Source organism: Corynebacterium sp. TUM25015, from assembly GCF_056393505.1.
The window spans coordinates 708,031-732,011 of record NZ_CM150783.1 but is presented as its reverse complement, the minus strand read 5'-3'; the positions used below and the strand labels follow the sequence as shown (position 1 = coordinate 732,011).

Sequence of the window (23,981 nt, the reverse complement as noted above, 5' to 3'; positions counted from 1 at the left end):
AGTCTAGCGACCTTCAGACCCCCACCAGCAGGCGCACGCCCTCCAAGGCTAGGAACGCGCCCAACACCATAAACAAAACCCCGGCCACCATCTCGATGAATGGATTTATGCGCTGGATCTTCTCTGCCCCTGCGGCCACCGCTAAAGCAAAGCCACAAAACCACAGCAGACCCACAAGAGTCATCAGCACCAGCACGATCAATCGATCCAACAGCGTAGCTTCTACGGGGATAAACTGCGCGAACACCGAGCCGAAGAACAGCAACGCCTTGGGGTTGGATAGGTTCGTTGCCAAACCCAGGCGCCAGGAGGCAAAATCCCCCAGCGGCGCCAGCGCAGTACCCTGCGGTCCACGGTCACCGGACTCCCCGGTGGGGGCGTCATAAGAAGAGACAGCAGGTAGTGCCGCACGGCTGCGCCAGTCCGCATGGCCGGAACGGAAGGCACCTTGGCCCATGTACACCAGGAAACAGCCGCCGAACAGGTACAACGCGGTCAGCATCCACGGGAAGGCGGCGATCAACGCAGCCAGGCCCAGCATCGTCACCACGGGCCACAGCACATTGCCCGTACAGATCCCCAGGGCGGCGAACACCGCCGAGCGGCGCGACCGGGCACCTAAACGAATGAGCTGCACGGTGTCCGGGCCTGGCACAGTAATGGCCAGCACCCAGGCACCGAGCAGCCCTAGATAAGCGGCAAGGCTCAAGCCTGCATCGCCACGTCAGTCGGGTTGATCGGGCGCGGCAGTGCGGTTTCGCCCATCAGCACGCGGTCTAGTTCCGCAGCGGCGGAACGGCCCTCGGAAATGCCCCAGACGATCAGCGACTGGCCACGGCCCGCATCGCCGGCGACGAATACCGGGATGTCCGCGAACTCCGCGTTGGTGGTCTGAGCACGGAAGGTGCCATCGCGCTCCAGGCGCCCACGGTCGTTGACCTTCAGCCCAAGATCCTTAACAACCGGGGTCTCTTCGACGGAGACAAAGCCCATTGCCAGCAGCACCAGGTCCGCATCCATCTCAAAGTCAGACTCCGGGATGTTCTCCAGGCCATTTTCTCCGAAGCGGCATTCGGCGCCCTTCAGGCCGGTGACCTTCTCGCCATCGCCGGTGATCTCGACGGTGTTGATGGAGTAACGGCGGATGCCAAGTTCGTCGCCTGGCTGGCGCTCGGCCAGGCCCAGGGCGGCGATCTCGTCTGCGGACTCGTTGCCGGTCACGCGGTATTCGCCCTCTTCGTGGGCAGACGCCACGCGCCAGATACGCGGATAGGTCGGCCACGGGGTGGAGGCACCACGGGTCTTCGGCGGCTTCGGGGTGATATCGAACTGGGAGACCTCAATGGCACCCTGGCGCAGGGCGGTACCGAAGCAGTCGGTACCGGTATCGCCACCGCCGATGATGACCACGCGCTTCCCCTTTGCGTTGATGGTGGACTCCTCGCGGTCGCCTTCACAGACCTTGTTGGCCTCTGGCAGGTACTCCATTGCCTGGTAGACGCCCTTCAGGTCCCGGCCGGTCACCGGCAGGTCGCGGCCCACGGTGGAGCCGATGGCAACGATCACGCCGTCGAACTCCTCGAGCTCCTCGCCGGTGGGCGACGTGTTCACGATGAACTTCGTGCCCTCAGCTTCCATCTGCTCCAGGCGGCGGTCGATCCACTTCTTTTCCATCTTGTACTCGGGCACGCCGTAGCGCATCAGGCCACCAATACGGTCGGCACGCTCGAAGACAGTGACATCGTGACCTGCGCGGGTCAGCTGCTGGGCTGCAGCCAGGCCGGAGGGGCCGGAGCCAACTACGGCCACACGCTGGCCGGTCTTGAAGCTGGGCTTGATCGGCTTGATCCAGCCCTCCTTCCAGGCGTGCTCGACGATGGTGAATTCAACCGTCTTGATATTCACCGGGTCGTCGCCGATGCCCAGCACACATGCACCTTCGCAGGGCGCGGGGCACAGGCGGCCAGTGAACTCCGGGAAGTTATTGGTGGCGTGCAGGCGGTCGTAGGCCTCGCGCCAATTGCCCTTGCGCACCAGGTCATTCCACTCGGGGATGATATTGCCCAACGGGCAGCCATCGTGGCAGAACGGGATGCCGCAGTCCATGCAGCGGCTAGCTTGGGTCTGCACCTTGTCGTCGGAGAAATCCTCGTAGACTTCATTCCAGTCCAACAGACGCAGCGGGACGGGTCGGTGTGCCGCCGATTCGCGGCGGTGCTTAAGAAATCCGCGTGGATCAGCCATTTAGTTCACTTCCTCCATGATTGCGGCGGCGATGCCGTCCTTGTCGAGCCCCTCAGCTTCGGCGCGCGCGATCGTCTTGAGCACGCGCGCGTAGTCGCGGGGCATGACCTTGATCAGGTCCGCGGCGTTGACCTCCACGGTAGACCCAGTCAGGTCGCGGTGAGTCTGGATCGTCTGTTCGACCCATCGCAGTTCTTCCTCGTCGGTGATCTTTTCGATGTCTACGAGCTCGGTGTTGATTCTGTCTGTGACGCCACTACCGTCATCCAATAGGTAGGCGATACCACCGGACATACCGGCTGCGAAGTTGTTGCCGATCTTGCCCAGGATGATCACACGACCACCCGTCATGTACTCGCAGCCGTGGTTGCCCACGCCTTCGACGACGGCGGTGAGGCCGGAGTTACGTACGCAGAAGCGCTCGCCGACGGTACCGCGGATGAACATCTCACCCTGCACACCGCCGAAGCCCAGCACGTTGCCGGCGATGACATCGGTGGTGATGTCCTCAGCTGCGGCCTCTGCCGCCGGGCGGATGACGATGCGACCGCCGGATAGACCCTTGCCGACGTAGTCGTTGGCGTCACCGTTTAGGGTCAGCGTCATGCCGTGCGTGGCGAAGGCGCCGAAGGAGTTACCTGCGGATCCGGTGAACTGCAGGTTCACGGTGTCCTGTGGCAATCCATCACGGCCCGCTACGCGGGAGATCAGTGAGCCGGTCATGGTGCCGACGGTGCGGTTGACGTTGGTGATCGGGTAGCTGAGTTCGATGGAGGCATCCTCGCCCGCGGCGGCGCGGCGAATCGTATCCTCCGCGTCCTTGCGGATCTGGTTGTCCAGTGCCTTATCCAGCGAGTGATCCTGATCCTTGGTGCGGTGCAGGTCCTGGTGCATGAAGGGGCTTTCGGGCTGGGCGAAGATCGGCTCCAAGTCCAGCTTGCCCGCGGTCTTGTGCTCAACCTCCATGCTGCCGCCGGTGAGACACTCGGAGTGACCCACAGCCTCTTCTAGGGTGCGGAAGCCCAGCTCGGCGAGGTATTCACGTACCTCCTCGGCGATGAACTTGAAGAAGTTCACCACGTGCTCTGCCTGGCCGGTGTAGCGTTTGCGCAGCTCCGGGTTCTGGGTGGCCACGCCCACCGGGCAGGTGTCCAGGTGGCAGACGCGCATCATGATGCAGCCGGATACCACCAGCGGGGCGGTCGCGAAGCCAAACTCCTCGGCGCCCAGCAGGGCTGCCACCATGACGTCGCGACCAGTCTTTAGCTGGCCATCACACTGCACAGTGATGCGGTCGCGCAAACCATTCATCAACAAGGTCTGCTGAGTCTCGGCAAGGCCCAGCTCCCACGGGCCACCTGCGTGCTTCAGGGAGGTCAGCGGGGAGGCACCGGTACCACCATCGTGGCCGGAGATCAGCACCACGTCCGCGTGTGCCTTCGACACACCGGCGGCGACGGTGCCCACGCCCTGCTCAGCGACGAGCTTGACGTGGATGCGCGCATCCGGGTTGGCGTTCTTCAGATCGTGGATCAGCTGAGCCAAGTCCTCGATGGAGTAAATGTCGTGGTGCGGCGGCGGGGAGATGAGGCCCACGCCCGGCGTGGTCACGCGCACTTCGGCGATCCAGGGGTACACCTTGCCCGGTGGCAACTGGCCGCCCTCACCCGGCTTGGCACCCTGGGCCATCTTGATCTGGATATCCGTGCAGTTGTTGAGGTAGTGGCTGGTCACGCCAAAGCGGCCGGAGGCCACCTGCTTGATCGCCGAACGCTTCCAATCGCCATTCGGTTCTGGCTCGAAGCGCGCTGGGTCCTCGCCACCCTCGCCGGAGTTCGACATACCCTTCAGGCGGTTCATCGCAATCGCCAGGGTCTCGTGTGCTTCGGCGGAGATGGAGCCGTAGGACATCGCACCGGTGGCGAAGCGCTTCACGATCTCGCTGACCGGTTCGACTTCCTCAATCGGGATAGAGGGGCGGTTCGACTTGAACTTAAACAGGCCGCGCAGTGTAGCCAGGCGCTCGGACTGCTTGTCGACCTTCTCGGTGTATTCCTTGAAGATACGGTATTGACCAGTGCGGGTTGCGTGCTGCAGCTTGAACACGGTCTCCGGGTTGAACAGGTGGTATTCGCCCTCGCGGCGCCACTTGTACTCACCACCGATCTCCAGCTCGCGGTGTGCCTGCTCCTCAGGGCGAGGCAGGAAGGCCTCGCGGTGGCGCTTTGCCACGTCGTCGGCGATCTCATCCAGGCCGATGCCGGAGATCGGGCTAAATGCTCCGACGAAGTACTCGTCCAGCAGGCTCTGATGCAGTCCAACCACGTCGGCCAGCTGCGAGCCGCGGTAACTTGCTACCGTCGCAATGCCCATCTTGGACATGACCTTTTGGATACCGGTGGTTGCGGCGTTGATGTAGTTTTCTTCGGCCTCTTCAGCACTGACGCCCACTCGTCCGTTGTTCGCCATCTCATGTACAGTCTCGAGCGCCATGTACGGGTTGACGGCATCCGCACCGAAGTTGATGAGCATGGCCAGGTGGTGCACCTCACGAGCCCCACCGGACTCAATCACCAGAGATGCTCGGGTGCGGGTCTTCTCCTGCACCATGTGGTGGTGCACGGCGCTGGCCAGCAGCAGCGACGGAATCGGTGCGTAGCGCTCATCGGATTCGCGGTCGGAGAGGATCAGGATGGTCGCGCCATCGTTGATGGCGTCGGTGACCTGACGACGTACCCGCTTGATAGCCTCGCGCAAACCCTTACCGCCGTGTGCCACGGAGTACAGCCCCGGGATGCGGACGGCCTTGAAGGCGCTGAGATCCACGCCGTTGCTGGCAGCCTCCGCGTTGTCCGCAGCATGCGCCAGGTTAGCCAGCGTCTGGTTACCCAGAATCGGGCTGTCCAGGTGGATCCGGCGGGCAGCGTCAGGACCGGGGTTAAGAACATCCGCCTGCGCACCCAACTGGGTGAACATGCTGGTGACCATCTTCTCGCGGTAGCTATCCAGCGGCGGATTCGTCACCTGTGCGAAACGCTGGGAGAAGAAGTCGAACAGCAGGCGCGGGCGGTTGGACAGGGCAGCAATGGGGGTATCGGTACCCATGGAGCCGATGCCTTCGGCACCCTTGGCGGCCATTGGCAGGAGCAGGGTCTGCAGATCCTCTTCGGTGTAGCCGAAGACGCGCTGGCGCAGCACGATTCGCTCGTGGTTCATGTCGATCGGCTCAGCCTGAGGCAGGTCGGACTCGTGAACCAGGTTTTCCTCTACCCACTGCTGGTAAGGCTGGTTCGCCAGAGCCTGCTTGATTTCCTCATCCTCGACCACGCAGCCGCGGACGGTGTCGACCAAGAACATCTTGCCCGGTTCGACACGGGTGCGCTTGATGATCTCGCTGTCCGGAATGTCCAGCACGCCTGCTTCCGACGCCATGACGACGAGGCCGTCCTTGGTGATCCAGATGCGTCCCGGACGCAGGCCATTGCGGTCGAGGGTGGCGCCGATGAGGGTGCCGTCGGTGAAGGTAATAGCAGCGGGGCCGTCCCAGGCCTCCATAAAGCTGGAGTGGTACTCGTAGAACGCGCGAACCTGCGGGTCGATGTGCGGGTTACGCTCCCAAGCCTGCGGCACCATCATCAATACGGCGTGGGGCAGGCTGCGACCGGCCAGGTGCAGCAGCTCTAGGGCTTCGTCGAAGCGTCCGGTATCCGAACCTTCCGGATCACAGATGGGCAGTACGCGATCCAGGTCGCCCAGTACCTCCGAACGCAGCTGGGATTCGCGGGCGCGCATCCAGTTCTCGTTACCCCGCACGGTGTTGATCTCACCGTTGTGAGCAACCAGACGGTACGGGTGCGCCAGCGGCCAGGACGGGAAGGTGTTGGTGGAGAAGCGGGAGTGCACGATTGCCAGTGCGGACTCCATTCTTTCGTCCTGCAGATCCAGGTAGAACTCCCGCAGCTGCGGGGTGGTCAGCATGCCCTTGTAAACAACCGTGCGTGCGGACAAAGAGGGGAAGTAGACGGTATCTCCACCGGAGCCCTCGCCTGGCCCCTTGCTGCCGAGCTCACGCTCTGCACGCTTGCGGACGAAGAACGCGCGACGGTCGAGTTCAAGCCCTTCCAGGGGCGAACCGTCGGCGTCAACACCAGAGATAAAGAGCTGGTGGAACAGCGGTTCAGCATCGCGTGCAATTGCGCCCAGACTCGAATCGTCGACGGGGACATCGCGCCAGCCGATAAGGTTCAAGCCCTCTTCTTCCACGATGGCTTCCACGGCGCGCACTGCGTCGAGTGCGGCCATGCGGGAGTTCGGGAGGAAGGCGATGCCGGTGGCGTACTGACCGGCGGGCGGCAGGGTGATGTCCTGCTTGGCCATTTCCTCTCGGTAAAAGCGGTCGGGGATTTGGATAAGGATGCCAGCGCCGTCGCCGGTATTCTTCTCCGCTCCGGCTGCTCCGCGGTGGTCCAGGTTCACAAGGGCCTGAATACCCTTGTCCACAATGTCGCGTGTCGCGCGGCCGTGCATGTCAGCCACAAAGGCGACACCACACGCATCATGCTCAAACTGGGGGTCGTAAAGACCCTGGCGTGCAGGGTAGTTTTTCATGATTTACGGCCTAACTCTCGTCACAGGTACTGCAGTTGAATATGCGAATAAAGTTGCAATCGGTTCGCAGTTCTGTTGGTGACGTGGGTCTCCGTCAGAAATCAGCTGTAGTTCCGATCACATCGTTTCGTCATGGGTTATCTAGAGTGCACCGTGCGGTGCGAGCAGACAAAATTAGGTTTGCCTAACTCTTTCTAGCCTCCCAGCTCTTTGTGACCGAAACCACTCTGAACAGCGATGATTGAGTTACATTACTCACATTTTGATACATATTTTAGCCCGCATGGGCTGTATGGTCTTGGTTTCTCAAAAAGCCCCACAACTTTTTGCTTTGTTAGAGATAATTGCCCCCATGACGAACCAGCCTTCCACGAACAACACTGCTGACACAGCTTCTGCTGACTCTTCTGTCCATACCCTTCTGCCCCTTTCTACAGCTCCGGGGGCAACAAGCCTCACCGCCACCCCGGTCGAAGACCCGGCTACGGCGTATAAGACCCTCCTCTCCCCTATCCAGGTCGGCAAGACCACCTTCCGCAACCGCGTCGTCATGGGCTCCATGCACACCGGACTGGAAGACTCCATCGAAGACGTCCCGAAACTCGCAGCCTTCTACGCCGCCCGCGCCGAAGGCGGTGTCGCAGCAATGGTGACCGGTGGCTACCCGCCGGTCATGGAAGGCAATCTGACCCCCTATGGCACCCCGTTCAACACCCCGGACATTGCTGCTGCCCACCGCGAAATCACTGACGCCGTACACGCCGGTGGCGCGAAGATTCTGCTGCAGCTGCTGCATGCAGGCCGATACGGTTATCACCCGATGGCGCAGTCGGCCTCTGCTTCTCAGTCGCCGATCAGCCCCTTCCCCGCCCGGGAGATGACGGCAGAAGAGGTCGAGAAGCTTATTGACGCCTACGCCACCTCCGCTGCCCTCGCAGCCGACGCAGGCTATGACGGCGTGCAGGTTATGGGCTCCGAGGGCTACCTCATTAACCAATTCCTGGCAGAGCGTACGAATCAGCGCACTGACGAGTGGGGTGGTTCGGTGGAGAACCGCCAGCGCTTCCCCGTGGAAATCATCAAAGCCATCCGTGCGAAGGTGCCGGAGGACTTCGTTATCGACTACCGCATCTCCGTGTTGGAACTGGTCGAGGGGGGCCAGAGCCAAGAGGAGATTCTGCAGCTGGCGAAGAAGATCGAAGAGGCCGGCGCGGATATGCTGAGTTCCGGCGTGGGCTGGCACGAGGCACAGATCCCTACGATCGTTACCTCCGTGCCGCGTGGTGCTTTCGCCTGGGCCACGCAGAAAGTGCGCGACCACGTGGACATCCCGGTTGTGGCTTCTAACCGCATTAATACTCCGGAAGTTGCCGAGGCCATTTTGGATGGCTCCTGGGACGGTGGCGATGGCCAGCCAGCTGGCACCCCGCAGGCCGATTTGGTGTCTATGGCTCGTCCCCTGCTGGCAGATCCGGAGTTTGTTAACCGCGCCGCACGCGGGCTAAATACCGAGATCAACCACTGCATTGCCTGCAACCAGGCCTGCTTGGACCATACCTTCGGCAATCAGCGGGCAACCTGCCTGGTTAACCCACGAGCGGCCTACGAGACCGAGCTGGAACTGCTTCCTGCACAGGGCTCCAAGAAAGTCGGTGTTATTGGTGGCGGCGTGGCCGGCCTCTTTGCCGCGGAAGCGCTTGCACTGCGCGGGCACGATGTCACCGTCTTCGAGGCTGCGGACACTCTGGGTGGCCAGTTCAACCTGGCAATGCGCGTGCCCGGAAAGGAGGAGTTCGTTCAGGCTCTGTATGCAGTCGTCAACCGCCTCGAGGGTCTGAAGGTAAACATCTCCACTGGCAAGGCCGTCAGCCCTAAGGAACTGCAGGACGAAGGCTTTGAGGAGATTGTTGTGGCCACCGGCGTGCGTCCGCGTATCCCGGAATTCCCAGGCGTGGCCGAAGGTTTGGAGGGCAAGGTCGACGGCGTGACCGTCGCGACTTACGCCGAGTTGATCTCCGGTGAAAAGACCCCCGGTGAGTACGTGGCCGTTATCGGTGCAGGCGGCATCGGTTACGACGTGGCGGAGTTCTTGCTAGAGGATCGCCAGGGCACCCCGCAGTCGTTGAACTCCTGGAACAGCCAGTGGGGCGTGGTCGAGGCCTCGGATGTCCACGGCAACCTCTCCACCCCCAAGCCTGAACGCCCGCAACGCCGAGTTGTAATGCTGCAGCGAAAGCCGACCCGCATGGGCCGATCGCTGGGCAAGACCACCGGCTGGGTCCACCGTGCAACGGTTGCTATGGGTGGAACGGAACAGATCGTGGGCGTAACCTACGAAAAGATTGATTCCGAGGGTCTGCACATCACCGTGCCAGTGGAGGATCCGCAGGTCACTCTAAAAAAGATCAAGCAGGTTAAATCTGGCACCTTCGAGGGCCGCACCCTGGATCGTGCGGAAAAGCAGGAACTTCTGGAGCAGATCGAACGCGAGACCAAGGAAAACCGCGAGCAGCGAGTGATCAACGTGGACACCGTCGTGCTCTGTACGGGACAGGAATCCATCCGTCCGGAGGGCGCCGAACAAGAAGGCGCTTCGAATGTTCACATCATCGGTGGTGCAGATGTTGCCGCGGAGCTTGACGCCAAGCGTGCCATCCGCCAAGCGGTGGAACTAGCGGCTCGCATTTAGCTGCCGGGCTAGCTTTCCGGCTCCATCACCCGGTCATCAACCATGCCAATCGCCTGCATCGTTGCATAGCACGTCGTGGGGCCCACATATTGGAAACCGCGACGCTTGAGCTCCTTTGCTAGCGCCTTAGACTCTGGCGATGTCGAGGGAATCTCGTCCAACGTCCGTGGCCGCGTGTGCTCGGCTGGGGTAAATGACCACATCAGCACCGGGAGGCCAGGAGCTAGTCTATTTGCTGCACCGCCCAGCACCTCCCGCGCCGGGGAGTCTTCCGGTAGCACCTGATACTCTTCCGCACGCCGGAGCTCCATCGTCGCCCGGGCGTTTTCATATAGAGCCTCGTGCTTGCGGGCATTCCGGATCAAACGCTCGTCCTGCAGGGCGGCACGGCGTTGGGGCTCACTCATTTCAGCGATACGCTGGGCGTCAAAAAGAAAGAACACAGAGCGAAAATCCCGGCGCTTGCGAAGGATCGTGGCCCAGGACAGTCCGGATTGAAAACCTTCGAGGGCGATACGCTCCAGCAGACCGTGTTCGGTGATGACCGGGCGACCCCACTCGTTGTCGTAGTAATCCATCTCAATCTCGCTGCGATACGCCCATGGTGGGCGCGCAACGCCGGATTCGTCCACAAGCTGACCAGTGCTGGTCGTCAGGAGCTGGCGTGTACCGTCCATTAAATTCCTTTCGGATCCCCTTCTCGAACAAGGCGATCTTGGGGGTGGGAAGTATGTGGCAAGTGATTTGCTGTTCGCCTTGGAGCGCTGGTAAAAATTCAACGCTGACAGACATTCATCACTGTAATTCAATCTCGGAACAGGCTCTGTGCGAGCTGGCTTCCACCCCTCCCACAGGGTGAGGTTATCCACATTTCCCCGGACTGTGAATAACCCTTATTTGGGGGTGGAACACGATATCCGTACCTGGCATTACACCCCCAGGAACGGGGATAGTTCCGGCAGGTTGAGACAGTGATACTAAACTTAAAGCAACCCAAAATTTTCGACTCCTACCCCTCCTCGCTTTTTAGGTACTTGTAGGACTCCACACAGTCCTGCATGTATCTCGCAGAGGTTTCGCGCGGCTCACACCACAGAAGTAGAGCCTGGAACTCTGCCGCTTTAACGCCGCACGACCACATGGATACTAAAACCGGAGGAAACGATGGAACGCCATACCGACGCTGGTAACGCAGACCAGCAACGCGATACTGGCACGCTACGAGCTGTCTCTGTCCAGCACGGCGGCTTCGTAGACGCATCGGGCGCACCCGCCGTGAAGATCAACAAAAAGGACGCCCGACCGTCCGTCGAGGCGCCCCTAAAGGAAGAAGCCAAAATCGGCCTCTTCCGTTCCTATTTTTTCATCGGCACGCTGATCTTTATTATCTGCGCGCTGATCATTCTGCTTCTTGTCCTATGGCTCGGCCACGGCCTAGAAAACGAAAGCGCACGCTTCAGTGAAGGTGCGCAATCAGTCTTACGTTTGTTCTAGCACCAGCCTGTCGCCGGTGCCGACTTTAATCCGGGAAGTTCCTACTTCCCTCGCTTGCCCGTAACAAGCCCCACAATGAAGATAAGGAGGCAGGCACCCAGCAGGCAGGTCAGGAAGCTCCAGAACCAGCCACCACTGCCGATACCCAGCAGGCCGAGGACCCAACCGCCCAGGAAGCCACCGATAATACCGACGATGATGTTGAGGAAGAAGCCCATCTGCTCGTCGGTACCCATGATCTTGGAACCGATCCAGCCAGCCAGGCCACCGATAACGACCCACCCGACCATGCCCAGCGGCGGGACGGCAGAGCCTTCTGCAAGCAGGAAAGAATTTGCGGCGAGGATTTCAGTAGTCATACCCCCTACTGTACCGACCCTCACAGTATTTTTCTACGGTTAATCGATATGCTGCGAAGACAACCCACAGGGCTCCCTAACGCAGTTACCGCCACAACGGTGCCCACTACATGGCTGTCCGCGACCTGGTTAATAGCTACGCACGACGTAACGCTTGTGGCTTCCCGCCAGCGCCTCTAGTGCGACCGGCTAGTTAGCCGGCGCCTTAGCTTTCCAGCTGGGGCGCCAGCCAATCTCGGAGCACAACCGCATGGTTGTGCTCTTTTTCTTTCGCGGCATACAGCAGCAGGAGCTCCGGAGCGCCTTCATCGGTCGCCCGCTTCTGGTAGTCGCGCACTTCGGTCAGGGCATCGTCCAGTTCCCCTGCGACTTTCCGTTCCTCCAGCTCCGCCACGTACTTCTCACGGAACTCGGCAAAGCTCAAGCCATTGTGGAACTCTCGGCGCAGGTCGCTGCTGGGCGTTAGTTCTTTCGGCCAGCCGGCCAAATCTAGGCTTTCTTTCTTGACGCCCCTAGGCCACAACCGGTCCACTAAATACAGACCTTGGCGCTGTCGGTCGCGCCAGTTGTACACGCGGTCGATGTCCATGCGGTTTCCTCCTTAGACTTTGAAGCTTTTGAAACATTTGAAGTTTCGAGAGCTCTCCAGCTCGAGCACCAAGATTTTTTTCTGGGGCTCCCCGAGGTTTAGCTTCGGGGCTTACGTTTTAGGAGAAACGTCCGAGGCAGTGCAGCGCTTCGTCGTACATACCCTGCACGACCTCACCGGCGGGCACCTCTGCCCGCAGCAGTTCCACACCCTGCCCCGCGTGCAGCTTCAACTCGCCTGCAAAGTCTCCGCCCTCGGCGCGGGCCACGACCAGTTCCTCGTCGGTAACCTCCCCCGCCTCGGACAAGGGGTGGTACACATCCACGAAAGCATTACGCACAGTACGGGTAGGCCATTGCTCGGTATCCCATTTCTGTGCTTCGGCACGGTCGTAGATATCCGTCAGTACCGTTCGGCTGGCCGTGGCCTTAATCGCAGCCTGCCGCAGTTCCGGCGCGCCGGCAGCCTCTGGGGAAGCCAACAGTGCCGTACCGACCCACGCCGCATCCGCTCCCGCGACCAGGATGGAAGCCACGCCTCGGCCCGTAGCAATGCCACCCGCAACCGCGATCGGCACACCCGGAGCGTTGACCTGCATGTACTCCAACACAATCTGGATCAGTGGCAGGGTGCCGATACGCCCGGTGTGACCGCCAGCATCCGTACCCTGCACACAAATAGCGTCGACTCCCGCCGCGAGTGCTTGGCGGAGCTGCGCCATAGTGTTGATCGGCGCGACGACGGAGATCCCGGCCTCGTGGGCCCGATCCACGTAAGGCTTCGGATCACCGAAGCCGAGGCTCACTACTGTCGGCTTGGCCTCCAGCACCGCGTCGAACTGCGCGGGGTTATCTTCCAGCGCCCAGACCATCAGGCCAATTCCATAAGGCCCGGCTTCTGCGGCGATGCGTGCGTTTTCCAGAATCCACTCGGGTTTAGTGCCCGCGCCTGCGCCAAACATTCCCAGGCCACCAACTCGGCTCACGGCCGCGGCCAGATTGCCGTCTGAGCGCCCCGCCATTGGAGCACCGATGATTGGCTTGTCGATTCCCCAGAGCTTGGTCAGTCGGGTATCGAGGCGTTCAATCATGAAATCTTCCTCCTCATGACGTTGGACTCATGGCCATGGATAATCTGTCCGCCACCACCCTAGTCCTCTTTCTGTGTTATTTCCGAAAACCTCACAGAGTCTCGCGCGTAAGGTGGGAGGCATGGCACAGAAGAACACGCTGAACAAACTTAAGCCCACTTCCACCCTGAAGCCCGCTAAGGATGTCAACACCGCATCCGTCGTCATTACTGGCCTGGTCGGTGGCTGGCTGACAGCCCGCGAGACCGGCATCCGGCCCCTCGGTGGTGTAATTCTGGCCGCTGCCGGCGGTTACGCTGCCCGTTCGTGGAACGCGAAGGCCGGCGCGGGCGTAGCTGCAGGGCTGACTGCCGGATACATCACCGCGTTTGGCCTCTCCCACCCACTCGCCAAGAAGATCGGCCCCTGGCCTGCGGTTCTATCCGTCACCACCGCGGTTGCCGGTGCCGCTTGTGTTCTATCCGACCTGCGTTAAAGGCGCCTACATTTGTGACGCCACCGCCTGGCCCACCACAGCTTGAGCCATCGCCTCCAGCTCCGCCAGATGGGGCTCAATTTCTCCAGTGAACTCGACGGGTTCGGCGACTGTGTCCCATTCCAATCCTGTGAGGATGGAGCGCATCGCCTTCTCCGCGCCTGTCGTGTCGTAGCCTCCGCGGATCCACCAGCTAGTCGGAGTGGCTTTCTTCTCTTCGAGCACGGGCACATACACCGTGTCGAAATAGTGTTTGAGCGCACCGGAGATATAGCCGAAGTTGGCGGTGGTTCCCAAGATGACGGCATCCGCCCCGCGCAGCTCCTCCACGTCCGGTTCTAAGGCTTGCCGTTCTACGATTTCCACGGCAGCACCGTCGAACTCTGTATTCACCTCGTCGGCAGCGGCGCGCGCCGCCGAAAGTACTGTGTCTGCCAACTTCTGAGCTTTTTCAGTCGGGCTGTGGTGGACGACGAGGATTGTTACTGACTTAGCGGTCACAGGGTTTTCGCTCATGACGCCAACGCTACAGATCCTGTGATTCCGCGTGGACTATTCAGGGAAAGGGGGCGTGGGGGCGTCAATAAATAGTTAGGATGAGAAACATGAATGCAGCACCGCTTATCCTTCCGGTTCAGGGCAGGGCGCCAAGGATCCACCGCAGCGCGGTGATCTCCCCTGGCGTGACCATCATTGGGGATGTGGAAATCGGGGCGGATTCCTCGGTGTTCTATGGCTGCGTTCTGCGCGGTGATGTCGGAGCGATCCGCATTGGCACGCGCACAAATGTGCAGGACAACTCGGTGATGCATGTGGAACGCGGACAGCAGTGCGTGCTGGAGGACGATGTGACGATTGGCCACCAGGCTCTGATCCATTCCTCGCACGTAGGAGCGGGCACACTTGTAGGCATGCAATCAGCGCTGCTTTCCGGCTCAGTAATTGGAAGCGGCAGCCTCGTTGCCGCGGGCGCAGTGGTGCTGGAAGGTCAAGAAATTCCCGCCGGATCCCTGGCAGCTGGCCTGCCTGCGAAAGTACGGCGCGAACTCTCCGAGCAAGAGCGAGAAGGGTTCATTGCCCACGCGGCACGCTACGTAGAAACGGCGCGCAACCAGGCAAATCCGGCTGAAGCGCTATCTCTGGAAGACGTGTACTTCGACTAACACGCCACGCACCTATAACAAACTGTGAGGCTCTTAACGCCTTCCCTTTAGGCTCGCCGGGTGAGTCGTTTCGAATTTTATCCCGCTGGTCAATAGACTTATTCGAGTTATGGAACAGGGAAAAACTTCGACGGACGATTCGACCGAACAGTCGAACTCCACAAAAATCAAGAAACCGACGGAGCCCCGCGGCTCGGAGAAAGCTGCTAAAGCGGGCACTTCCGGTAAATCCGGCGCACGTGTTTCCACGATGCGCTACGACATCGAGGGACTGCGTGGCCTAGCCATCGGCCTGGTCGTGATCTTCCACGTTTTTGTTGGCAAGGTCAGCTCTGGTGTGGACGTGTTCCTGTTGCTCGGCGGCATCTTCTTCTTCGGCAGCCAGCTGCGCAATGCACAGAACCCGAAGGGACTCACGTTCCTACAGTCCCTGATTCGTATTATTCGACGCCTCTTCCCACTGCTTGCGGTGGTTGTCGCCAGCGTGCTGGCGGCATCGCTGCTGCTGATGAACCGGCTTGTGCATGTGCAGATGGCAAAGGATGCAGTGGCTGCCCTGGGCTACTACATCAACTGGCAGCTTGCATATTCCGGCCGTGAGTACACCTCCGTTCGCACCACAGTCAGCCCGTTCCAACACCTGTGGTCCATGTCCGCACAGCTGCAGATCTACGTCGGATCTCTCCTGGTAGTGACTCTACTTGCCCTGATTTTCAGGAAGTACGCCCGCCAGGCACTGTTGGTTGTCTTAACTGCTGCCACTGTGCTTTCGTTCGCTTACGCGACGTACTTCCACATGGAAGACCAGACCATCAACTACTACTCCACGCTGAGCCGTTTCTGGGAGATCGGTCTGGGTGGTCTGCTCGGCATGCTGTTGCTGCGCCGCGACGAGAACGGCAATCCTGTCCTGCGCCCCATGGGTCGCTGGACGCGCACCATCATGGGCATTGTGGGTCTGGCCATGATCATCAGCACCGGCCTGTTCCTGGACGGTGCTGACCAGTTCCCCGGCCCGTGGACGCTCGTTCCGCTCATCGGCGCACTGCTGGTTGTACTGGCTGGCCACTCCGGCGAGCCGGTAGGTGTTACTCGACTGCTGCTGACTCGCCCATTCCAATTCTTGGGACGTATCAGCTATGCACTGTATGTCTGGCACTGGCCGATCTTGGTGCTGTGCGTCTACTACTTCAACGTTCCCAAGGTCACGCCTGCCCTCGGCGCAGCGGTGATCGCCGGCAGCGTTGTTTTGGCCTGGATCTCCAACAAGCTAGTGGAGCGTCCGCTACGTCAGGGTAAGAAGCCCGAGCGCAGCTGGATTCTGTTTAGTCCCCGATACTGGGCTAAGTCCCTGTCCGCTTGGCCGAAGGCTGTTTACGCCGTTCTGATTCTGGTTATCGCTGGCGCTGTGGTGGCGTCGCCCCAGTATCTACAACACCGCGAAGATGTAAACAGCGAACAGCTGTGGGATCTAGCCAAGGACAAGGCAATCTACCCGGGTGCGGCAAGCTTCCTGGTGAATGCCCCAGTGCCGGAGAACATGCCGCTGGTTCCGCCACTAGAGGACTTCCACTCCCTCCTGCCGCAGACTCAACCGGATGGGTGCCAGATCGGCTTCGATAGCGATGCGCTGATTCTGAAGAAGAACTACAACCGCTCCGATGAAGAGTGCGCCTATGGCGATATTCACTCCGATAAGACGATCTACGTCATCGGTGGTTCGCACTCCGAGCACTACATTCCGGCACTGGATATCGTGGGTCGTAATCGGCACGTGAAGATGATCCCGCTGCTGAAGATGGGCTGCCCGGTAAACGCCAAGATCACGCGCGTCAATGGCGAAGAGTACCCCTCCTGCATCAGTTGGTCGGAGAAGGTCGTGGACTACATCAAGGAGAATCCGCCGACAGAGGGCATCTTCATGACCGGTACGCGCCCAACTTCGATCGGCGGCGCTGGCCCGGAGCAGGTGCCACAGGAGTACAAAGACCTAGTGCAGAGCTTCACGGACCAGGGCATTCACAGCTGGCTGATGCGCGATAACCCGTGGCAGACCACTGACAAGGGTGCACCTCGCGACATGCGCGCCTGCGTTGCCGAGATGATGGAAGGCAAGCAAGGCGAGGTTGCGGAGAATGAGGACTTCCCCGGCCTGGCCAACCCCGGCCGCCCGAACTTCGACGAGGTGCTGGCCATCAACGCCGAGTGCGGCCAGAGTGTCTGGGATTCCCTGCTGCCTGTGGATCCCTCCATCGAGGCGTACAAGGGTATGGACGTGACCCTCATGGACCTGACGGCCGCGATCTGCCGCGAGGATTGGTGCCCGTCTATCATCGGCAACATGGCGGTCTACCGCGATGCGCACCACTTCAACAACATCTTCGCCGAGACCCTCGCCCCGGAGATGGAAGCGCAGATGTTTGACCCGAACCACAAGATCCCCCCGATGAATGTTGGGCTCATGCCCAAGCAGCCCCAGCCGCCGAACCCGCAGAACCCGCAGAACTAGCAGAACTAGCTGAGGATTAGCGGGGCTAGTCGCCGGATCCTCTAGCTTCTTCGGCTGCCTGCGCCAGCAATGGCGCCCCATTCGCCGCGGTAGTGCGCAGCGACCACGTACACATATCCGTCAGGTCGGTGCGCGCAGGAGAGATCTCCACCATTGGGGTGCCACGCTGAGCCGCGATACTGGGGAGCCCCGCAGCCGGCCACACCACTCCGGACGTTCCGATAATCACCACCAAATCCGCCATCCGCATGGCCTCTTCCGCGGCTTCCCATTCCCGGTGCGGTAGTGGCTCGCCGAACCACACCACGCCTGGGCGCACCGGATTCCCGCACAGCGTGCACGTCGGGGGTGTTGCGCGCTCAATCTGTTCTGTCGGCAGCTCCGGCATTCGCGCGGGCTTGCTACAAATGCTGCAGCGATAGCGAAACAGGCTCCCATGTAAGTGCGCCACATTCTTACTGCCGCCACGCTCGTGCAGGTCATCGATGTTCTGGGTGGTTACGTGTACGGTGACGCCCCCTCGTTCCGCCCACTGACCTATCGCTCGGTGCCCCGCATTTGCGTCGGCGCGGCGGCAAAGCACCGCCCGCCAGAGGTACCAGGCAAGCATGGGCTCGGGATCTTTTGCCCAGGCATCCAAACTGGCCATTGCCTGTGGGTCAACGTGTGACCAAATGCCGGTCTGCGCATCGCGGAAGGTATCCAGCCCAGAGTCGGCGGACATGCCCGCACCGGTGAATACTTCTACATATTTCGCTGCGCGGACTACCGCAACGAGGTCTTCCGGGAGATCCTCTTTTTGCAATGGATGGATCCTCCCGGCGGTGGATTCTGGGCTGGTAATCACTGTGACCATGCCCCCAGGCTAGCGGGATAGTGGGACTGATGACTTCGGAGCGGCAGGGAATTAGAATGCCTGATAGGCTACGGAAAAAATGTGCAGTTCGGGAGGTCATGACTTGAAGAGAATCAATGTAGTCGGAGCCGTTTTGGTTCGCGATGGCAAGGTTCTGGCAGCCCAACGTAGCGCGTCGATGTCGCTTCCCCTCATGTGGGAATTCCCTGGCGGAAAAATTGAGCAGAACGAAACCCCAGTTGAAGCGCTCCGAAGAGAACTTAAGGAAGAACTACTCTGCGATGCAGTCGTAGGAGAACACGTCGAAACGACAGAGTATGAATACGACTTTGGAACCGTTATCCTCAGTACCTACTTTTGCACCCTAAATGGTGCTGATCCGCAGATCACGGAGCACAAGGAGATTCGGTGGGTAGCGGTCGATAATCTCCTCGACCTGGATTGGGCGCCAGCTGACATTCCTGCCGTCCAGAAGATCGTTCACCAGCTCGGCTAAGAGCCAGGCTGAGGGGATGTGACTATATGTCGGTTTTCAGCACTGGCGTGGGGCTAGATACAGCTTTCGGGTACCTAAATCGGCAATTGGAATCTGCTCGAGTATTCAACCCAAAGTTGATCTCAAATACCCCGGACAACGATATGCTGCGTGCGATCAAGCACGAGCTTAAGCGCGCACAGAGCTTCGACTTCTCAATCGCTTTCGTCACCGCTTCTGCTTTGGCGCTACTAAAGCAAGATCTTCTAGATTTCGAAGGTCGTGGCCGAATCATTACCTCGACCTATTTGCAGTTCAACGAACCTGCGGTCTTTAAAGAACTACTGCAGCTTACAAATGTCGAGGTGAGAGTTCTTAAAGATTCGGTCGATGCCTTTCACAGTAAGGGGTATGTCTTTGAGCATGCCGATGGCACGACTGCCATTATCGGCAGCTCCAATCTCACGCGCGGTGCACTGATTAGCAACTCGGAATGGAACCTTCGTTTCTCGGCTATGCCAGACGGCGACATTGCACTTCAGGTTCGCGATGCCATAACTCGGTTGGAAGAACGCTCCGATCCACTGACTACTCAGTGGATTGAAAATTACGAGAAATCTTGGAAGCCAGTTCCTCAACGGAGGCTAATCCTTGGAGAAAAGGACGAGGTCATCCCCGTTGGCCGCATTCAACCCAATGCAATGCAGTCGGAGGCGTTGGGGAGAATCAAACAGATCCGAGAATCGGATGCTCGGCGCGCAATCGTGATCTCAGCGACCGGCACGGGTAAGACGATCCTCGCCGCACTCAGTGTCCGCGAGGCCAAGCCGGAAAGGATGCTGTTCATTGTCCACCGCGAGCAGATTCTGGACAAGGCAATCCTGGAATTCCAAAAGGTCCTAGAAGCCCCGGCAGAAGATTTCGGTAAATACGTCGGTTCCATAAGGCAACAAGACCGTAAGTACGTTTTTGCCAGTGTTCAATCACTCTCGCGTGAAAGGAATCTGCAGGACTTCGACCCTTCGGACTTTGATTTCATCATCGTCGACGAAGTCCACCGTGCAGGCGCTGAAAGCTACTTGCGCATTCTGGAGCACTTTCAACCCGGTTTCCTCCTGGGTCTGACAGCGACGCCAGAACGTACCGACGGCTTTAATGTCTTCGAACTTTTCGATTACAACGTGGCCTACGAAATTCGGCTTCAAAAGGCCCTGGAATCAAAGATGCTTGCGCCGTTCAGCTATTACGGCGTTACAGATTATGTCGATGAACAAGGGAAATCCATCGAGGAGACTAGCTCTCTTTCTCAGCTCCTGTCGACAGACCGAGTGAAGTACCTCTGCGACATGCTGACCACCTACGGACGGGCGGACAAAGTAACGGGGCTCATGTTCTGCTCGTCTCGAAAGGAAGCGATAGAACTCTCTACCCTTCTCAACAGAGAAACGATTTTCGGCCATCGCCTTCGTACCAAGGCGCTTACCGGTAGTGATTCAGCGCAAACACGCAATGCCGTTATCGAAGAACTCGAATCGGGCGATCTGGATTACGTACTGACTGTCGATATATTCAACGAGGGGATCGACATCCCCTCCGTGAACCAAGTGGTCATGCTCCGCAATACCGAATCTGCCATTGTTTTTACGCAACAACTCGGCCGTGGCTTGCGCAAAGCGGTTGGCAAGGATCATCTCCGGGTCATCGATTTCATCGGTAACTACAAAAACAATTTCCTTGTCCCCATCGCTCTTTTTGGCGATAGTTCCCTCAGCAAGGACCTCATCCGCAAGCGGATACGCGATGCCGACGAATCAGGATCAATCGCTGGAATTAGCAGCATTAGCTTCGACAAGATCTCTGAACAACGAATCTTGGAAAGCCTTGCCCAAACCACCCTTGACGCACTCCCCCAGCTGAAGCAATCATTCTCCGACCTGGCGTTCCGCTTAGGACGTCAACCTTGGCGTATCGATTTTGCATTGCACGATACCGTTCAGCCCACAATTATCGCGACCTCGAGGTCAAATAATTATTGGGAATTTTTGATCCGTGTGAAGAAGGAAACCCAACTCCCTACTGCAGACGAGAATGCCTTTCTAACTTTCCTTGACAAGGAACTACTTAACGGCCTCCGACCTCATGAGCTGTTGCTCATAAAACAGCTGCTCAAAAAGGATTGCGTCTCCGTGGAAGAATTCCGAGCGCTTCTAGGGGGTTACAGCCCACAGCAGAAAGCACAAGGGCTGGACTCTATAGCCTTGCAATCAGTAAGCAGGATTCTGGACCTAAGCTTCTTCACTAGCAGCGAAAGGGCCAAATACGGCAAACTTCCCTTAGCCAATTTCGACAACGATTGTTTCACCATCAGCTCGAAACTTCGCGAATGCTATGACTCCTCCCCACTTTTCGCCCGCCATGTGGACGACGTAATCGAAACTGGTCTCCGCACTAACCGCGAGCACTACAAGTCCCAGGGCAACCTGATTTCCGGTAAGCAGTATTCTCGCAAAGATGTATGCCGCATGTTGAACTGGGAAACCAACCAATACTCCACCATGTATGGCTACTCCGCTAATGAAGTCACCAAAACCTGCCCGATTTTCATTACCTACCACAAGGCAGATGACATCTCAGATTCCACAAAATACGAAGATAAATTCGACAGCCCATCAGCAATCAGCTGGTTTACGAAGTCCAACCGGCGCCTAAATAGCAAAATAGAAGCGCGCATCGTTTCCGGGGACTACACCCTGGAGGTATTTGTGAAAAAGGATGACGCAGAGGGAAACGGCTTCCACTACCTCGGACAAGCCCACTCGCGTGATGCCGTGGAGACGACTATTCCAACAGCCAAAAAACCTATGCCCATTGTGAATATGCGCCTCGATCTTATGAACCCTGTTTCACCAGGTTTGTACGAGTACTTCACAAAACACCCCACCACCAAGTGACGTTTTTGAGGGCATAACGCCACCACAGTCCTCTATAGTCGGTGGCATAGGCGCGCCCGCGGGAATGTGGGCGTCACGAGGACAGAGCCACTAAGAGAATCGCAGAAAGGTCAACACACCATGATCGTCACCACCACTAACTCCGTCGAGGGGCACCGCATCGCCCAGTACCTGCGCATCGTCTCGGGCGAGACCGTTGCCGGCATCAACATGTTCAAGGACATCGGCGCGGGCTTCCGCAACCTCACCGGTGGCCGTTCCTCCAGCTACGAGGGCGAGATCCTGCAGGCTCGCGAGACCGCGTTGAAGGAAATGGTGGATCGCGCCCTGGAGATGGGCGCACACGGCATCGTCGGTGTGGATGTGGACTACGAAACCCTGGGTCAGGGTGGCATGGTGATGGTCAGCGCAACCGGCACTGCCGTCACCTTTCAGTAAGGACGTTTAACCCGGTGCGAGCCGGCCTTACACCTGGTCGAGCGGGCGGATCATAATCGATTCGACGTCCATGTGTCGGGGACGATCCGCAATCCAACGAATAGCCTCACCGATGTCTTCGGCCTGCAAGTTTAGTTTGTCGGCGTATACTTCTTCGGCCCGCTCGGCGTCTCCCTTAAAGCGATTCAGGCTGAAGTCCGTGGCAACCCGCCCCGGATCGACCTGGCACACACGCACACCCGTTTCGGCGAACTCCATGCGCATTACGTCGGTCAATGCAGTTTGTCCGAACTTGGCGGCATTGTAGCCCGCGCCACCGCGATATGCGCCGCGACCTGCAACTGAAACAACATTGACCACCTGCGGCGCCTCTGCAACTTTCAACTGATCGAAAAGCGCACGGGTAACCTCCAGCGTGCCCATCACATTCGCCTCAAACATCCAGCGCCAATCCGCCGGGTCAGCTTCGAGAACCGGATCTAGTCCGCGAGCGCCACCCGCATTGTTGACCAGCAGATCCAGCTTGGAGCCCGTCAGCTCAGCCAGGGCGGCGGTGAAATTATCTATTGACGCCTTATCCGTCACATCGAGCGCAAGAGGCGTTGCCTTGCCGCCCTCCTGAGCGATGTCTTGCGCAACTTCCTCGAGCTTTTCTAGGCGACGAGCCGCCAGAATGACGTACCAACCATCTGCAGCTAAAAGCTTCGCAGTAGCTTCGCCAATTCCTGCGCTGGCTCCGGTCACGACAGCGATGCGAGTGTGAGACGGTGGGGTGATCGTGGATGCTGCATTGTTAGTGGTCATAGGCTCCAATGTAGCTGCTAGAAAAGTCCGGGAAAGCGTTATTCCATAACGGGTATTAGGGATTCATTCAACGCAATGCGGGTTTCTAACCTATGCATTAACCTCTTGGATAATAAGTAGCGTATACCGAACTCTAAGGATCTGCCATGTCTAACAGTCACAATGGCGGGGGCTTCCCGGAACCCGGCAACAACCCCCAGAACAACTCTGGCCAAAACTCAAACCAGAACCCATTTGGTCAGCAGCCTCAGGGTGGACAGCAGTACCCGGGAGCACAGAACCAAGGCCAGCAGCCATATGGTCAACAAGGTTATGGGCAACAGGGCCAGCCGGGCTATGGCCAACAGGGCCAGCCAAGTTACGGCCAGCAGGATTATGGGCAACAGGGCCAGCCAGGTCAGCAGGCTCACAATCCTTTCAACTCTCAGCCCTATGGCGCTTATGGCCAGCCAAATAACGCCGGTGGAAACGGCGGCAATGGGAATAGTGGCAAGATCATCGGCATCATCGTCGCCGCGCTTCTTGTCATCGGTCTCGTCATTGGTGGCTATTTCCTACTGAATAAGGACGATGGTGGCGATGACTCGAACACCGCGAAGTCCGAATCCTCCAGTTCGTCGGAAGACACCGGCGAGGAGACGTCTTCCAGCTCTTCCGAGTCCAGCAGTGAGTCGTCTTCCTCTGAGTCTTCTGAGTCCTCGACGTCTTCCACAAAAGAACCGGCAAAGCGTGGCGATATCGGCGGGCCGGATGATTCGATGCTGAAGAAGTACGCCGATGCGATGCCCGCGAAGATGAAGGACATGGTTCAAGACTGCAAGTCCGGAAGCTTTGAGCTTGCACGAGAGAACAACCGCAAGGTCGACGGAATGCGGTGCAACGGCGTTTGGTACACCGCTTGGGAATTCAAGCTCGTCGACTTCGTCAACGATCCCAAGTTCGCAAAGAATGAGATCGACTACCTCAAGAACCATGATGCGCAAATCTGGTCCGATGACCCGAATAACTTCGCGGGATACTTGGAAAGCGATATCACGCCGATTGTCTTCGTCATCAACAAGGACAAGGGAATCGTCATGGAGACCAAGATGCCCCTGAAGAAGAAGGACGATTTGGAAAAGGTCCTGACGGAACTGGGCTACAAGAAGAACTAACGCTTCCGCGTACCCCCGTTGTTTACCCCTATCTCTCTGATGTTCGCCAGCGCGGAACATCGCACGCAGCCAAACGCATTCGA

At 58.9% G+C, this 23,981-nt stretch carries 19 protein-coding genes; 9 read left to right on the top strand and 10 right to left on the bottom strand.

Annotated elements, in window-relative coordinates; translation table 11 throughout:
• Window positions 1–13: 13 nt before the first annotated feature.
• Genes AC06DS_RS03375 through gltB form a run of 3 tightly spaced genes read right to left on the bottom strand, consistent with a single transcriptional unit; the run spans window position 14 to window position 6,852 of the window.
• Window positions 14–709 (bottom strand): LysE family translocator, encoded by a 696-nt coding sequence (locus AC06DS_RS03375; RefSeq protein WP_293791679.1) that lies wholly within the window; start codon window positions 707–709, stop codon window positions 14–16.
• Complete coding sequence (locus tag AC06DS_RS03370) at window positions 706–2,244, bottom strand: glutamate synthase subunit beta (RefSeq protein ID WP_293791680.1); 1,539 nt, start codon at window positions 2,242–2,244, stop codon at window positions 706–708. The genes AC06DS_RS03375 and AC06DS_RS03370 overlap by 4 nt, the downstream gene beginning before the upstream one ends.
• The gene (gene gltB / locus AC06DS_RS03365; protein WP_477100993.1) at window positions 2,245–6,852 is read right to left on the bottom strand and encodes a glutamate synthase large subunit; all 4,608 of its coding nucleotides are present in this window, start codon (window positions 6,850–6,852) and stop codon (window positions 2,245–2,247) included.
• 352 nt (window positions 6,853–7,204) lie between these two features.
• On the opposite strand from gltB, the gene AC06DS_RS03360 reads away from it, so the two are divergent.
• On the top strand, window positions 7,205–9,541 hold the full coding sequence (locus AC06DS_RS03360) for a 2,4-dienoyl-CoA reductase FMN-binding domain-containing protein (protein ID WP_477100992.1): 2,337 nt from the start codon (window positions 7,205–7,207) through the stop codon (window positions 9,539–9,541).
• A gap of 8 nt (window positions 9,542–9,549) precedes the next feature.
• Here AC06DS_RS03360 and AC06DS_RS03355 read toward each other — a convergent pair whose 3' ends face one another.
• On the bottom strand, window positions 9,550–10,218 hold the full coding sequence (locus tag AC06DS_RS03355) for a DNA-3-methyladenine glycosylase I (protein ID WP_473964071.1): 669 nt from the start codon (window positions 10,216–10,218) through the stop codon (window positions 9,550–9,552).
• A gap of 487 nt (window positions 10,219–10,705) precedes the next feature.
• On the opposite strand from AC06DS_RS03355, the gene AC06DS_RS03350 reads away from it, so the two are divergent.
• Window positions 10,706–11,035 (top strand): hypothetical protein, encoded by a 330-nt coding sequence (locus tag AC06DS_RS03350; RefSeq protein WP_473964072.1) that lies wholly within the window; start codon window positions 10,706–10,708, stop codon window positions 11,033–11,035.
• Window positions 11,036–11,076: 41 nt separating this feature from the next.
• On the opposite strand, the gene AC06DS_RS03345 is transcribed toward AC06DS_RS03350, so the two are convergent.
• The 3 genes from AC06DS_RS03345 to AC06DS_RS03335 all read right to left on the bottom strand — a co-directional run bounded on the left by AC06DS_RS03345 (window position 11,077) and on the right by AC06DS_RS03335 (window position 13,073).
• On the bottom strand, window positions 11,077–11,394 hold the full coding sequence (locus tag AC06DS_RS03345) for a GlsB/YeaQ/YmgE family stress response membrane protein (protein WP_476728165.1): 318 nt from the start codon (window positions 11,392–11,394) through the stop codon (window positions 11,077–11,079).
• Window positions 11,395–11,599: 205 nt separating this feature from the next.
• Complete coding sequence (locus tag AC06DS_RS03340; protein WP_476728166.1) at window positions 11,600–11,983, bottom strand: DUF488 domain-containing protein; 384 nt, start codon at window positions 11,981–11,983, stop codon at window positions 11,600–11,602.
• A gap of 118 nt (window positions 11,984–12,101) precedes the next feature.
• Entirely contained in the window at window positions 12,102–13,073 is a 972-nt protein-coding gene (locus AC06DS_RS03335; protein ID WP_477100991.1) for an NAD(P)H-dependent flavin oxidoreductase, read from the bottom strand.
• A 121-nt stretch (window positions 13,074–13,194) separates the two neighbouring features.
• Here AC06DS_RS03335 and AC06DS_RS03330 point away from each other — a divergent pair, with 121 nt between their 5' ends.
• Window positions 13,195–13,548: a hypothetical protein gene (locus tag AC06DS_RS03330; protein WP_477100990.1), complete on the top strand. Its 354-nt coding sequence runs from the start codon at window positions 13,195–13,197 to the stop codon at window positions 13,546–13,548.
• A gap of 6 nt (window positions 13,549–13,554) precedes the next feature.
• Here the strand turns inward: AC06DS_RS03330 and AC06DS_RS03325 are convergent, their stop codons facing one another.
• Complete coding sequence (locus AC06DS_RS03325) at window positions 13,555–14,064, bottom strand: NAD(P)H-dependent oxidoreductase (protein ID WP_477100989.1); 510 nt, start codon at window positions 14,062–14,064, stop codon at window positions 13,555–13,557.
• A gap of 89 nt (window positions 14,065–14,153) precedes the next feature.
• Here AC06DS_RS03325 and AC06DS_RS03320 point away from each other — a divergent pair, with 89 nt between their 5' ends.
• On the top strand, window positions 14,154–14,711 hold the full coding sequence (locus tag AC06DS_RS03320) for a gamma carbonic anhydrase family protein (RefSeq protein WP_477100988.1): 558 nt from the start codon (window positions 14,154–14,156) through the stop codon (window positions 14,709–14,711).
• A 109-nt stretch (window positions 14,712–14,820) separates the two neighbouring features.
• Entirely contained in the window at window positions 14,821–17,220 is a 2,400-nt protein-coding gene (locus AC06DS_RS03315) for an acyltransferase family protein (protein ID WP_477100987.1), read from the top strand.
• A 25-nt stretch (window positions 17,221–17,245) separates the two neighbouring features.
• On the opposite strand, the gene AC06DS_RS03310 is transcribed toward AC06DS_RS03315, so the two are convergent.
• Window positions 17,246–17,944, bottom strand: coding sequence for an NAD-dependent deacylase (locus AC06DS_RS03310; RefSeq protein WP_477101173.1), 699 nt, complete (start codon window positions 17,942–17,944; stop codon window positions 17,246–17,248).
• 235 nt (window positions 17,945–18,179) lie between these two features.
• Here AC06DS_RS03310 and AC06DS_RS03305 point away from each other — a divergent pair, with 235 nt between their 5' ends.
• The 3 genes from AC06DS_RS03305 to AC06DS_RS03295 all read left to right on the top strand — a co-directional run bounded on the left by AC06DS_RS03305 (window position 18,180) and on the right by AC06DS_RS03295 (window position 21,940).
• Complete coding sequence (locus AC06DS_RS03305) at window positions 18,180–18,572, top strand: (deoxy)nucleoside triphosphate pyrophosphohydrolase (protein ID WP_477100986.1); 393 nt, start codon at window positions 18,180–18,182, stop codon at window positions 18,570–18,572.
• Between the two features lie 26 nt (window positions 18,573–18,598).
• On the top strand, window positions 18,599–21,502 hold the full coding sequence (locus AC06DS_RS03300) for a DEAD/DEAH box helicase (RefSeq protein ID WP_477100985.1): 2,904 nt from the start codon (window positions 18,599–18,601) through the stop codon (window positions 21,500–21,502).
• Window positions 21,503–21,622: 120 nt separating this feature from the next.
• Entirely contained in the window at window positions 21,623–21,940 is a 318-nt protein-coding gene (locus AC06DS_RS03295) for a YbjQ family protein (RefSeq protein WP_448307946.1), read from the top strand.
• A gap of 27 nt (window positions 21,941–21,967) precedes the next feature.
• Here the strand turns inward: AC06DS_RS03295 and AC06DS_RS03290 are convergent, their stop codons facing one another.
• Complete coding sequence (locus tag AC06DS_RS03290; RefSeq protein WP_477100984.1) at window positions 21,968–22,744, bottom strand: SDR family oxidoreductase; 777 nt, start codon at window positions 22,742–22,744, stop codon at window positions 21,968–21,970.
• A gap of 146 nt (window positions 22,745–22,890) precedes the next feature.
• On the opposite strand from AC06DS_RS03290, the gene AC06DS_RS03285 reads away from it, so the two are divergent.
• The gene (locus AC06DS_RS03285; protein ID WP_477100983.1) at window positions 22,891–23,898 is read left to right on the top strand and encodes a hypothetical protein; all 1,008 of its coding nucleotides are present in this window, start codon (window positions 22,891–22,893) and stop codon (window positions 23,896–23,898) included.
• Window positions 23,899–23,981: the final 83 nt, after the last annotated feature.

Coding starts and splice junctions, on each gene's coding strand:
- AC06DS_RS03370 (WP_293791680.1), bottom strand. CDS start 2,244: ATGGCTGATCCACGCGGATTTCTTAAGCACCGCCGCGAATCGGCGGCA.
- gltB (WP_477100993.1), bottom strand. CDS start 6,852: ATGAAAAACTACCCTGCACGCCAGGGTCTTTACGACCCCCAGTTTGAG.
- AC06DS_RS03360 (WP_477100992.1), top strand. CDS start 7,205: ATGACGAACCAGCCTTCCACGAACAACACTGCTGACACAGCTTCTGCT.
- AC06DS_RS03355 (WP_473964071.1), bottom strand. CDS start 10,218: ATGGACGGTACACGCCAGCTCCTGACGACCAGCACTGGTCAGCTTGTG.
- AC06DS_RS03350 (WP_473964072.1), top strand. CDS start 10,706: ATGGAACGCCATACCGACGCTGGTAACGCAGACCAGCAACGCGATACT.
- AC06DS_RS03345 (WP_476728165.1), bottom strand. CDS start 11,394: ATGACTACTGAAATCCTCGCCGCAAATTCTTTCCTGCTTGCAGAAGGC.
- AC06DS_RS03340 (WP_476728166.1), bottom strand. CDS start 11,983: ATGGACATCGACCGCGTGTACAACTGGCGCGACCGACAGCGCCAAGGT.
- AC06DS_RS03335 (WP_477100991.1), bottom strand. CDS start 13,073: ATGATTGAACGCCTCGATACCCGACTGACCAAGCTCTGGGGAATCGAC.
- AC06DS_RS03330 (WP_477100990.1), top strand. CDS start 13,195: ATGGCACAGAAGAACACGCTGAACAAACTTAAGCCCACTTCCACCCTG.
- AC06DS_RS03325 (WP_477100989.1), bottom strand. CDS start 14,064: ATGAGCGAAAACCCTGTGACCGCTAAGTCAGTAACAATCCTCGTCGTC.
- AC06DS_RS03320 (WP_477100988.1), top strand. CDS start 14,154: ATGAATGCAGCACCGCTTATCCTTCCGGTTCAGGGCAGGGCGCCAAGG.
- AC06DS_RS03315 (WP_477100987.1), top strand. CDS start 14,821: ATGGAACAGGGAAAAACTTCGACGGACGATTCGACCGAACAGTCGAAC.
- AC06DS_RS03310 (WP_477101173.1), bottom strand. CDS start 17,944: ATGTCCGCCGACTCTGGGCTGGATACCTTCCGCGATGCGCAGACCGGC.
- AC06DS_RS03300 (WP_477100985.1), top strand. CDS start 18,599: ATGTCGGTTTTCAGCACTGGCGTGGGGCTAGATACAGCTTTCGGGTAC.
- AC06DS_RS03295 (WP_448307946.1), top strand. CDS start 21,623: ATGATCGTCACCACCACTAACTCCGTCGAGGGGCACCGCATCGCCCAG.
- AC06DS_RS03290 (WP_477100984.1), bottom strand. CDS start 22,744: ATGACCACTAACAATGCAGCATCCACGATCACCCCACCGTCTCACACT.
- AC06DS_RS03285 (WP_477100983.1), top strand. CDS start 22,891: ATGTCTAACAGTCACAATGGCGGGGGCTTCCCGGAACCCGGCAACAAC.